The 12342-nt window shown below is 44.8% G+C and carries 8 protein-coding genes and 1 pseudogene; 4 read left to right on the top strand and 5 right to left on the bottom strand.

All coding sequences use genetic code 11. The annotated features are described in order from the left end of the window. Positions 1-199 precede the first annotated feature (199 nt). Together AACR09_RS04010 and metG are read right to left on the bottom strand one after the other, a co-directional pair. Positions 200-679: a YehS family protein gene (locus AACR09_RS04010; RefSeq protein WP_004734005.1), complete on the bottom strand. Its 480-nt coding sequence runs from the start codon at positions 677-679 to the stop codon at positions 200-202. 221 nt (positions 680-900) lie between these two features. Next, positions 901-2961 carry a methionine--tRNA ligase gene (gene metG / locus AACR09_RS04015; protein WP_004734004.1) on the bottom strand — a complete coding sequence of 687 codons (2061 nt, stop codon included), beginning with the start codon at positions 2959-2961 and terminating at the stop codon, positions 901-903. Positions 2962-3119: 158 nt separating this feature from the next. Here metG and apbC point away from each other — a divergent pair, with 158 nt between their 5' ends. From apbC to AACR09_RS04030, 3 genes are all read left to right on the top strand, one after another. Next, complete coding sequence (gene apbC, locus AACR09_RS04020) at positions 3120-4196, top strand: iron-sulfur cluster carrier protein ApbC (protein ID WP_102462227.1); 1077 nt, start codon at positions 3120-3122, stop codon at positions 4194-4196. Positions 4197-4454: 258 nt separating this feature from the next. Continuing rightward, positions 4455-5096 carry a uridine kinase gene (gene udk / locus AACR09_RS04025; protein WP_004734002.1) on the top strand — a complete coding sequence of 214 codons (642 nt, stop codon included), beginning with the start codon at positions 4455-4457 and terminating at the stop codon, positions 5094-5096. A 106-nt stretch (positions 5097-5202) separates the two neighbouring features. Beyond that, positions 5203-7329, top strand: a complete 2127-nt coding sequence (locus tag AACR09_RS04030; RefSeq protein WP_065681292.1) for an AsmA family protein — start codon at positions 5203-5205, stop codon at positions 7327-7329. Between the two features lie 234 nt (positions 7330-7563). Here AACR09_RS04030 and cobO read toward each other — a convergent pair whose 3' ends face one another. Continuing rightward, entirely contained in the window at positions 7564-8169 is a 606-nt protein-coding gene (cobO, locus tag AACR09_RS04035) for a cob(I)yrinic acid a,c-diamide adenosyltransferase (RefSeq protein ID WP_029224603.1), read from the bottom strand. 84 nt (positions 8170-8253) lie between these two features. Between cobO and AACR09_RS04040 the strand changes: the two genes are divergently transcribed. After that, positions 8254-8703 carry a low molecular weight protein-tyrosine-phosphatase gene (locus tag AACR09_RS04040; RefSeq protein ID WP_102492491.1) on the top strand — a complete coding sequence of 150 codons (450 nt, stop codon included), beginning with the start codon at positions 8254-8256 and terminating at the stop codon, positions 8701-8703. A gap of 111 nt (positions 8704-8814) precedes the next feature. Here AACR09_RS04040 and AACR09_RS04045 read toward each other — a convergent pair whose 3' ends face one another. After that, entirely contained in the window at positions 8815-10362 is a 1548-nt protein-coding gene (locus tag AACR09_RS04045; protein ID WP_004733998.1) for a SulP family inorganic anion transporter, read from the bottom strand. A 258-nt stretch (positions 10363-10620) separates the two neighbouring features. Then, positions 10621-12342 (bottom strand): annotated as a pseudogene (locus AACR09_RS04050) (ribonuclease E); the annotation flags it as partial.

The following is a 12342-nucleotide window of genomic DNA, read 5'->3' on the forward strand; positions in this document are numbered from 1 at the left end:
ATTTGGAACGAGATGAAAACAACGTTACCAACAAACTTTACTGAAGACGACAGCTAAGTCTTTTCATTAAAGTCCTGTTAGGTTGGTTTACTTATTAAGTAAACGACGTAAAGAAAACGAAAAAGCGGCGAGATAATCAAATTATCTCGCCGCTTTTTATTTATCGATAGTTGGTGAAAACTTATCAATAGGCAGTAACTTACCCTGCAAACTCTTCTGAGTCTGGACGGTTAGTAAATTGCACGCCATTTAGAAAATCGCAAAGTAGTTGGTCTTCACATACTTTGTAGTTCTTGTTCTCTGGCTTACGGAAGTAGGCACCAATTTCGTACTTACTTAGGCTGATGCCTACCACTTCTAATATATCTAATACATCTTCTGCTTTCATGTTCAACGCAATACGCAGCTTCATGAAAATCATGTTGTTAGTCAAAGCAACTTCAGGTTTAGGCTGAACACCCTCTTTTTTGCCACGCTTAAGGTTGATAAAACCATTTAGGAATACCGCTAACTCTTTATCTTTCATCGTAGAGCATGACTTGTCGTTGTCGTCTTTTAGCCAGTTGATCACTTGGTCATGAGCAACGGTCACATCAGCTTGCTCGATAGCTTTAATGATCTGTGCATTTTTAAGGTTTAGCGCGTGTTGAATACGACGCAAGATTTCGTTGTTAGTCACTGGGGATTCCTAAAAAGGGTTTGGAGAGTAAAGAGGTGTTGGTTAGCCCGTTATCGTCGACAAACCAATTTCTACTCTACATAGCATAGTTGACGGCGACTCTAACAGAGAACGCTTATTTTCGGTAGATATAAAAAATCCCCAATGCTGATTAACTCTTTCAAGTTAAAAATGCATTAGGGATTTCGCTATGAGTGCTTGTTATCTGACTGAAGCCAGAATTACATTACACGCATACCAGGTTGAGCACCTTCGTGTGGCTCAAGGATCCACAGGTCGCTGCCGCCAGGGCCCGCTGCCAGGATCATGCCTTCAGACATACCAAACTTCATCTTACGAGGTTTTAGGTTTGCAACCATTACGGTTAGCTTGCCTTCTAGCTCTTCAGGTTTGTATGCTGACTTGATGCCAGAGAATACTTGGCGAGTTTCACCACCGATGTCCAGTTGGAACTTCAGTAGTTTGTTCGCTTTTGGTACTTCTTCACATGAGATAATACGAGCAATACGCATATCGACTGCTGCAAAGGCATCGAACTCAATCTCGTCTGCGATTGGCTCTTTGTCTAGCTCAGTTTGGCTTGCTTGCTCTTTTTCAGCTTCTGCTTTTTCTTTCGCAGCTGCTTCTACGGCTGCATCTTCTTTAGAAGACTCGATCATTGCTTCCACTTTCTTCGGATCTATACGGCTAAACAGCGCTTTGAACTTAGTGATTTCGTGATCAGTTAGCGGTGTAGCAATCGCTTCCCACGTTAGCTCTTCGTTTAGGAAAGCCTCAGTGCGCGTCGCAAGCTCTGGCATAACTGGTTTCAGGTAAGCCATTAGCACGCGGAATAGGTTAATACCGACAGAAGAAACTTCTTGAAGCTCTTTCTCTTTGCCTTCTTCTTTCGCAAGAACCCAAGGTGCTTTTTCGTCAATGTACTGGTTAGCTTTATCTGCTAGTGCAGTAATTTCACGGATAGCGCGGCTGAACTCACGAGTTTCGTATAGCTGACCGATACGCTCAGCAGCAGCAACGAATTCGTTGTATAGCTCAGGTTCTGCAAATTCAGCAGCAAGTTTGCCTTCAAAACGTTTCGTGATGAAGCCAGCGTTACGAGACGCTAGGTTAACAATCTTGTTTACGACGTCAGCGTTTACACGTTGAGTGAAGTCTTCAAGGTTAAGGTCAAGGTCATCAATACGGCTGTTTAGTTTCGCAGCGTAGTAGTAGCGTAGACACTCAGGGTCTAGGTGGTTTAAGTAAGTGCTTGCTTTGATGAATGTGCCTTTCGACTTAGACATCTTCGCACCGTTCACCGTTACGTAGCCGTGTACGAATACGTTGTTTGGCTTACGGAAACCAGCGCCTTCTAGCATTGCAGGCCAGAATAGGCTGTGGAAGTAAACGATGTCTTTACCGATGAAGTGGTAAAGCTCAGTTGTGCTGTCTTTCTTCCAGTATTCGTCAAAGTTTAGATCGTCACGCTTGTCACATAGGTTCTTGAAAGAAGCCATGTAGCCAACAGGAGCGTCTAGCCATACGTAGAAGAATTTGTTTTTCTCGCCTGGGATTTCGAAGCCGAAGTAAGGTGCATCACGTGAGATATCCCACTGTTGCAGACCAGACTCGAACCATTCCTGCATTTTGTTTGCAGTTTCATTCTGTAGAGAGCCAGAACGAGTCCACTCTTTAAGCATGCTTTCGAACTGAGGTAGGTCGAAGAAGAAGTGCTCAGAATCTTTCATTACTGGAGTTGCGCCAGAAACCGCTGATTTAGGGTTAATTAGCTCAGTTGGGCTGTATGTCTCACCACAGTTATCACAGTTATCACCATACTGGTCTTCTGACTTACACTTAGGGCAAGTACCTTTTACGAAGCGGTCTGGTAGGAACATCTCTTTCTCAGGATCGAAAAGCTGAGAAATAGTACGGCTAGAAATGAAGCCGTTCTTTTTAAGTTCTAGATAGATGTGAGAAGCCAGTTCACGGTTCTCTTCGCTATGTGTGCTGTGGTAGTTATCAAAGCTGATATCAAAGCCAGCGAAGTCTTTTTGGTGCTCTTCACTAACAGCAGCGATCATCTCTTCTGGCGTGATACCCATCTGTTGAGCTTTAAGCATAATTGGCGTGCCGTGAGCATCGTCAGCACAGATGAAGTTTACAGTGTTGCCACGTAGACGCTGGTATCGAACCCAGATATCAGCTTGGATATGCTCAAGCATATGGCCAAGGTGAATAGAGCCGTTAGCGTACGGAAGCGCACAAGTTACCAAAAGTTGTCTTGGATCAGTTGCCATACTTAATAATTCGCTTTTTTGATAGGTATAAATTTTGAGAGGTAATACTACTTTATAACGTGTGATACGCCAAGGTATCAGACAAAGGATTCCCCTAGTTTTTTAGGGGTTCAGTCTTCATCTCGTGGGTGATAGCATAAATAAAAAAAGGAGCCCCAATGCGTAACTTTACTTCTAAGCAAGATTTCTGTTCATGGTTGAATGAGTTCGAGTCACCAATCCTCATCCCAGAGTGGGCGCTACACCAAAATATTGTATCGGTTGATCCGCGTGGGTCATTTGTCATTACCTTGCCTTTTGCAGCTAATCAGCTCGCGGTTGAATTGGAACAGTGGATCCACTCCCAGATTGAACAACAGCTTGTCAGCGTTTTTCAGTTTGAAGTAAAAGTGAAGCCGTCTGCGCTAGAAACTACAGTCGCAACACCATTGAAAGGCGTTAAGAACATTATCGCCGTGACGTCGGCAAAGGGTGGGGTGGGCAAATCGACAACTTCGGTAAACCTTGCGCTTGCGTTATCTAAGTCAGGTTCAAAAGTGGGCTTGTTGGATGCGGATATCTATGGTCCATCTGTGCCTATGATGCTCGGTCAACTGGATGCAAAGCCAGAAGTACAGAACAACAAATGGATGATGCCAATCGAGGCGCATGGCATTTTTACTCATTCTATTGGCTATCTTGTGTCGAAAGATGATGCTGCAATCTGGCGTGGCCCAATGGCAGCGAAGGCTTTAGGTCAGCTTGTTAACGAAACCGTATGGCCAGAGTTGGATTATCTTGTTATCGACATGCCACCGGGCACAGGTGATATTCAGCTAACGCTTTCACAGCAGATCCCAGTCACGGGCGCGGTAGTCGTGACGACTCCTCAAGACTTGGCTTTAGCCGATGCACGTAAAGGTGTAGCGATGTTCGATAAAGTGAGCGTGCCAGTTGCAGGCTTAGTGGAAAACATGAGCTACCATATTTGTAGTCACTGTGGCGAAAAAGAGCATATCTTCGGTGCTGGTGGTGCAGAAGCCATGTCGGAAGAGTTCTTCCTCGATATTTTGGCGCAAATCCCACTGCATATTGATGTACGAGAAGACATTGACGCGGGTTGCCCAACGGTTATACGTCGCCCGGACAGCGAACACACTCGTCTTTACCTAGAATTGGCTGAAAATGTGGCTGCGAAAATGTTCTGGACGGGAAAAGCGAGACCGGAAGCGATCAACTTTTCTATGGTTGATTAGAGTAGATAAGTCTTAAGGCCGTATAAATAATGTTTGGGTGAGATAAATACCTTTTGTATTTGGCTAAAGAGCCGTTGGGTTTGTGCAAATAGTTGTACGCCAGTTATTCGAAAGCAAACGATTGTATTCATTTAATGTATAGATAACATCAATTTGACTGCAATTAGCAAGAATGGCGACTAGAATCTATGTTGTTTAGCCCCTATAATCAGGCGGTTTATCTCTTCCCACCACCAAACCATATCGGGTGCAAAATTAATGTCTGATAATAATCAATGTGTCATCGTAGGTATCGCTGGCGCTTCAGCATCAGGAAAAAGTCTGATTGCTAGTACAATTTATAATGAGTTGCGCGAGAAAGTAGGCGACCATCAAATTGGTGTTATCACGGAAGATTGCTACTACAGCGACCAAAGCCACTTGAGTATGGAAGAGCGTGTTAAAACTAACTACGATCACCCAAATGCACTGGATCATGATCTATTATGTGAACACCTACAGCAGCTAATGAGTGGCAATGCGGTAGAAGTTCCTGAATACAGCTACACAGAACACACACGTACTTCTGAAACGACTACACTTACACCTAAGAAAGTGATCATATTAGAAGGTATTCTGCTTCTAACAGACCCGCGTCTTCGTAAACTAATGCACGCAAGCGTGTTTATGGATACACCGTTAGATATTTGTCTACTACGCCGTGTTAAACGTGATGTAGAAGAACGTGGTCGTACAATGGACACGGTACTTAAGCAATATCAAGAAACAGTACGTCCAATGTTCATGCAGTTTATCGAGCCTTCAAAACAACATGCAGACATCATCGTTCCTCGTGGTGGTAAAAACCGTATTGCGATTGACGTGCTAAAAGCGCACATTGCGAAGTTGTTGAAGTCTTAATCGAATAAAAATTTGCCTAAGTGACTCACTTAGCTTTATTTTTTACCGAATCAGTGGCACTTTTATAGTGCCACTTTCTTTTGGAATCTAAGCAAGGAATATGCGGATGAAGAAACTACTCATTTTCATAGCTGTACCAGTGTTTGTTGTCGTTGCAGCAATTCTGGCACTAGTGCTGTTAGTGAACCCTAACCAATTTAAGCCATTAATTGTCGAACAAGCCCAAAAACACACAGGCCTAGAGCTCGTGATCGAGGGCGATATCAGCTGGCAATTCTTCCCATCTATTGGCTTCGAACTTGGTCAAACTGAATTACGTAACCCTGAAGGATTCACCCAACCAAACCTGTTTAAGGTTGATACCGTTGGCGTTGATGTTTCGGTTACCCCGCTATTTAGCAACCAACTAGAGATCGGCAACATTACTCTAGATGGTGCAGAATTCTATTTAGAAACGCTTAAAGATGGTCGTAAGAATATCGACGCGCTAACGCAAGCATCAGCTCCTCAAGAGTCTGAGCCTGCAGCTGACGCAAGTTCTGAATCAACACCTGCGCCCCAAGAGCAAAGTGCTACAGACGCATCTGGTTGGACGATCAACCTTGCAGGCGTCACTGTTTCAAATGCATTGTTTGAGATGGACGACAAGCAAGCAGGTTCATTCACTAAGCTATACGATGTGTCTTTGAACCTTTCTGAGTTTGCCGTTGATACATGGACAACCGCGACGTTTGCGGCTTCTGGTGAAAACAACCAACAGAAGTTCTCTGCAAACGGCAGTGCTGAATTCAAATTAGCGGAAGGCTTCGCAAGTTACGCACTGCGTAATATTGACCTAAACGCTAAGTTTAATGATCCAGCAACGTCGATTGAGTCAGCAAAGATTGGTTTGAATACGTTTGAGTTCGATAAGGTCAACCAACTGACTTACGCTGTAATCGGCAATGCGGCTGGCCTTGACCTTGATCTTAAAGGTGGCGGTGAACTTACGGTTGATAGCGCGATTTCAAAAGTAACGCTGAATAAGCTAACGTTAGATTCAACATTCAAAGGTGACACGCTTCCTCAGTCTCCAATGAAAGTCGACATGCTGTCTGATTTAAGCTTCGATCTTAATAAGAGCCACCTGAGCTTTGTGTTAGAGAAGCTACAAGCTAACGCTATTGCTTTAGACGGTAAAGCAGACGTAACCCTATCTGAAATACCAAAGGTTCGTTTCTCTCTTCATAGCCCGAATATTGATTTAGATGAGTTCTTAGGCTTAGGTAATACAACAGAAACAGCGAGCACTGCGCCTTCTGGTTCTGCTGGTGGCTCAACGTCAAACTCTGGTAGTTCAGCTCCTGCTAAAGAAGTCGAACCTGATCTGTCGGCTCTGAAAACGTTAGACGTGAAAGGTGACATCACGATTGATAAGTTCAAGGCGAACAACGCGAAGATGCAGAATGTTAAAACGGCATTTTCGGTTAACCGTGGTATTGCAGAGCTAACCTCATTCACATCGAATCTTTACCAAGGTTCTATTTCTGCGACCGCTAAGCTAGACGCTCGTAAAACACCAGCGACTTACACGGCTAAGAAGAAAATTAGAGGCGTGAAGGTTCAACCGTTACTGGTTGATGTAGCGAACAACGACATGCTGGAAGGCACGGGTAATATCGATGTTAACGTTAAAGGTAAGAGCCTGACGCCAACAGGAATCAAGAAGAACCTAGTCGGTACTATCGTGATTAACTTTGAAGATGGTGCTGTTAATGGCATCAACGTTGCTCAACTGATTCGAGAAAACTACGCTAAGATCAAAGGCGAAAAAGTTGAAAGCACAAATGAAGCTCAAAAAACGGACTTCAGTGCAATGAAAGCGACACTGAAGGTCGACAAAGGTTGGGTTTCAACGAACGACTTATCGGCACAGTCACCACTGCTACGCGTGACAGGTCAAGGTAAAGCAAACTTCATTAATGAAACGGTCGACTTCCTTGTACGTACATCGATTGTTGGTTCGCTTGAAGGTCAGGGCGGTAAGAACATTGATGACCTGAAAGATGTGACCATCCCAATTAAGGTAACAGGCCAATGGGCTGACCCGAAATTTGCGCTTGTTTTTGATGATGTGTTGAAGCAAAAAGCACAAAAAGAGATCGACCGTGGCGTGAATAAGCTAACGGATAAGATCAAAGACGAGAAGACCAAAGAAGCGGTTGACGGTTTGTTGAAAGGTTTCTTTAACTAATCTTTGCCTAACTCGCATATAAAAGAAGCGCCATTCCTACTGTAGGAATAGCGCTTTTTTTTGGATGCTGATTATTATCCGGGCTTAGTAAGCAAAGAGATTCCCTATGAGACTCGTTCCTCGTTCTAGGGAATGACGATCGGTGCTCGTCCTTTGTTAAGGGGAGTAACACTGAAGGGTCGTCATCCTCTAGAGGGAAGAATGACCGAGTCGGGGATCTCTAGTTGAATGCGATTACCAGTCAACGCCTTGAAGCGCTTTCACACCTGATTCGAAAGCGTGTTTCACGTTACGAACTTCAGATACCGTATCCGCCATCTCTGTAAGAGTACGGTGCGCGCCACGGCCAGTAATGATTACTGACTGCATTTTAGGACGGTTATTCAGAGCTTCTACCACTTCATCCAGTTCGATATAGCCATAGCTCACCATATAAGTTAGCTCATCAAACAGAATTACGTCAATCGACTCATCGGCTAGCATGCGCTGACATTCTTTCCAGATACGTTGTGCGGCTTCAATATCTTTTGTTTTGTCTTGGGTTTCCCATGTAAAGCCGGTTCCCATAACTTGGAATTCCACATCCAGCTTTTGAAGAACGTTCTTTTCGCCGTTATCCCAAGTCCCTTTAACAAATTGTGCAACGGCACATTTCTTACCATGACCAACGGCACGTGTAATGGTACCAAAACCGGATGTTGATTTTCCTTTACCGTTACCAGTAATAACCAGCAATAAGCCTTTCACTTCTTGTGCTGCAGCCACTCGTGCATCAACTTGTTCTTTTACTTTCTGTTGTCTTGCTTTATGGCGTTGTTCTTTGTTGTCTTCGGTCGACATAACAAATCCTTTTAAGTTGTGATTGCGCCTATCATAGCCTAACTTAACGATAGCAAAAACCATCGGAAGAACAGGTGATTACGGATGAAAAAGATACTCGTTGTTTGCATGGGGAATATTTGTCGTTCGCCAACAGGTGAAGCGGTGCTTAGAAAGAAAGCTCAACAGATGGATATTGATGTAACGGTCGACTCCGCGGGGACGATTGGCTTTCATCAAGGCAACCCACCAGATTCACGTTCTAAGTCAGCAGGTGAAAATCGTGGCTACAGCTTCAAAGGTATTACGTCTCGCAAGGTAGTGATGAATGATTTTGATGAGTTTGATTTAATACTAGCCGCAGATCAGGCGAATTTAGATGATTTAACGAGTCAGTGCCCAGCCCACCTTCAATACAAACTTGCGCTATTCTTGAGCTTTGGAGAGTCACAATATCAAGAGATACCGGATCCTTATTATGGTGAGGGAAATGGCTTTGAGTTGGTGTTGGATTTAATCGAAGAGTCTAGCGAAGCGATACTGCGTTCAATGTAGCGTAGAAGCTGTGTTCTTGGTTGGGCGATAAAGTATCAAGGTTCATCGATATAAAAAAGGCCGACATCGAATGTCGGCCTTTCTAAATCTAGCTTTAAGCCATGACTAAGCTTACTTAGACATTACTTTGTAGATTGGGTCTTCTGCAACGTTCGCTTCAACTAAGCTACCGGCTTTGTGCAGCATAGCAACACAGTCTTGGCTTAGGTGGCGAAGGTGAAGTGTTTTACCTAGTGCAGCGTAACGGTCAGCAATCGTGTCGATCGCTTCAATTGCAGAGTGGTCTGTTACGCGTGAGTTGGCGAAATCAACGATAACATCTTGTGGATCGTTGTATGCGTCAAACAACTCAAGGAAGTTAGCGGTTGAACCAAAGAAGATTGGGCCGTTAACTTTGTACTCTTTAGAGCCTTCAGCGTTAACTGATTTATCTGCGTAGATGTGTTTAGCATGTTGCCATGCGAACATTAGTGCCGAAGCAACAACACCCACACCAACAGCGACCGCAAGGTCCGTTAGTACTGTTACCACGGTAACCAGAACGATAACGAAGAAATCTTGCTTAGGAACGCGACGCGCAAGCTTGAAGGTTGCCCATTCAAACGTACCGATAACAACCATGAACATTACGCCCACAAGTGCTGCTAGAGGAATCATTTCAATCAGTGCAGAACCAAACAGGATGAACATCAGTAGTGCAACTGCCGCTACGATACCTGAAAGACGACCACGACCGCCTGAGTTTACGTTGATCATCGATTGACCGATCATCGCACAACCACCCATCGCACCGAATACAGAACACGTTACGTTAGCCATACCTTGACCAACACATTCACGGTTAGATTGGCCACGAGTGTTTGTCATTTCGTCTAGTACCGTTAGTGTCAGTAGAGACTCGATCAGGCCGATAGCTGCAAGGATAATTGCGTATGGCAGGATGATCTGAAGTGTCTCGAAAGAAAACGGAACTGCAGGAATAGAGAACGTTGGTAGAGAGCCCGCTAGCGTAGCGGCTTCGTCACCAGACATAGTACGTAGGAAGTCAACAACAGTACGAGTTTCAAGATCAAGGCCTACAACCAAAGCCGTTACCGTTACAATAGCAACCAATGAAGATGGTACTGCTGTTGTTAGCTTAGGTAGGAAGTGGATGATACCCATAGTGAGTGCGACTAGGCCTAACATCAGTGTCATTTGGCCGCTTGGTAACCAAGTTAATGCACCCGTTACGTCTGGCGCTTTAAATTGACCAAGCTGAGCTAGGAAGATCACAATTGCCAAACCGTTCACGAAACCAATCATTACTGGGTGCGGAACGATACGGATAAATTTACCTAGCTTGAATACACCCGCTGCAATTTGCAGAAGGCCAGCCAGCATAACTGCCGCAAAGAGGTATTGAACGCCGTGGGTTGCTACTAGGCTCACCATTACTACAGCCATTGCGCCAGTTGCACCAGAAATCATACCTGGACGACCGCCGAAGACAGAAGTGATTAAACCTACGATGAATGCTGCGTAAAGACCAACCATTGGGTCAACGCCTGCAACAAAGGCGAATGCTACGGCTTCAGGTACCAGAGCTAAGGCTACTGTAAGACCTGAAAGCACGTCATTCTTTACAGAGTGCTTTGAAAATTGTGGGAATTCGAACATGTTTGCTCAGCTATGCTAAAAATGGATTTACCGACACGAGTGTATTGCGTAGCCAAACAGTGATGGAAAAGAGCGGCAATAGCGAAGTGTCGAAAAGATAAGTGCGCGAATGCTACCCAAAAATGTGACTAAGTTCAAGGTTGAACCTAACTTTGAGTAATATATCTGTTAATTTTTATTCGATTAGTAGATATGAAAAAGGCTGCTTTAATAAGCAGCCTTTGATTCTATTTACTTGTGATTATTTATCAGTAATCGCTAGTAGTTTGGCTTAGTCATACCTGCGCCAGCTTGGTTCGACGCTGCCTGACTACCTGCACCTTTCGGTACAAAACGCTCAGTGCGGAACGGAGCTGCAACAACTTCAATCTCTTTGATCTCTTGTGGACCTGGAGCTTTAGTCATTGGAGAGCCTGCTTGCTTCTTAGCAACCGTTGCTTTTGGTGCAGCTTGAGGAGCTTCTGCTTTTACAACAGGCGCTTCTTCAACTTTTGCACTTTCAGCTTTAGGTGCTTCAGCTTCAACAACTGGTGTTGTCTCTTCTACTGCAACAGCCGCTTCGACTTTCGTCGCTTCAACAATCACTGGAGCTTCAACTTTCTCAGTTTCAACAACCACTGGTGCTTCTTCAACGACTACAGGAGCTTCAGTTACCTGAGCTTCAGAGCGAGTTTCTTCAGCAACAACTGCGTCTTCACGAGAGATGATTACTTTACCCATAGCTAATTCAGGACAAGCAAAACCGCCAGCCATCACTACGTTGCTTTGAGGTGCATTCTCTTGAGCTGTATTTTGCTCTTGAGCTTGAACAGCAACTTGAGTTTCAGTAGCAACTTGAGCTTCAACAGCAACGTCCATTTCCGCCACTTCAGGTTTTGTCTGATTGTGGTGAGGTTTTGGAACGAAGCGAGGCATCACTTTACCCATAGCCATCTCAGGAGAAGCTACACCACCTTTACGTAGGCGGAATGGGTTAGGGCGACGATCACGACCGCGACGACGACGTTGGCCACTTGCACGTAGGTGACGTGGTGAACGGCGGTTACGACGTTGCTTCGGCTCTTCCTGTTCAGTTTGCTCTGCGTCTACTTGAGTTGCTTCAACTTGCTCAGCAACCTTCTGTTCTTGAGCTACAGCTTGTTCGTGATTTGCTGCTTGTGCCTTTTGCTCTTTTGAAGCGTTATCGGCATTGTTGTCAGCTTCTGCTTGAGCTAGTTGGTCTTTAACACGAACTTGCTTATTCAGTTTACGACGCTGGCGACGCTCTTTAATCTTCACAGCTTTTGCTTCAGGCTTCGCCTTTGGCGCTTCTGGTTTATCAGCTTGAGCTTCTGCCGCTAGCTGTAGACCTTCTTCTGCTAATTTAGATGGTACTTGCTCTTCCTGTTGCTTCTGCTCATCACGTGGCTTATTGCGACGATCTTGCTTAGGCTTACGAGGCTGACGAGTTTGCTGTGGAGCTGCTTCTTTTTGCTCTTCAGGTTTCTCATCACGTACAGGTTTACGACGGCGTTTGTTGTCACGGTTTTCGTTGCGATTGTCACCACGTTCGTTACGTTGTTCGCTACGGTCACCACGCTCGTTACGTTGTTCGCCACGGTCACCACGTTGGTTACGACGGCGGTTGTCGTTACGATCACGGCGTTGACGGTTACCGTTGTTGCGATTGTTCTTAGGTTTTTCTTCTTGCTTCTCTTCTTCTTTTTTCTCTTCTTGAGTTGAAGAGCCAAATAAGAAGCTACCGATAGCTTTGAAGAAACGACCAATTAGGCTAGGTTCTTGCGTTGCAGCGGGTTCAACTTTCTTCTCTTCAACAGCTTTAGGAGCTGGTGCAGGAGTAGGTGCTGATTGAGCTGGAGCCGCGAAACCTTTCAGAGCAGGCTCTTCGATCTTCTTAGGACGAATAGTCTGTTCTACTGGTTCTTTGCTTTCTGCTTCTTTTAAAGCTTCTAGCTTGGTAGGCAGCAAGTAAGAGAGTAG

This window comes from Vibrio sp. OPT20 (assembly GCF_963889365.1).
Classification (GTDB): domain Bacteria; phylum Pseudomonadota; class Gammaproteobacteria; order Enterobacterales; family Vibrionaceae; genus Vibrio; species Vibrio splendidus.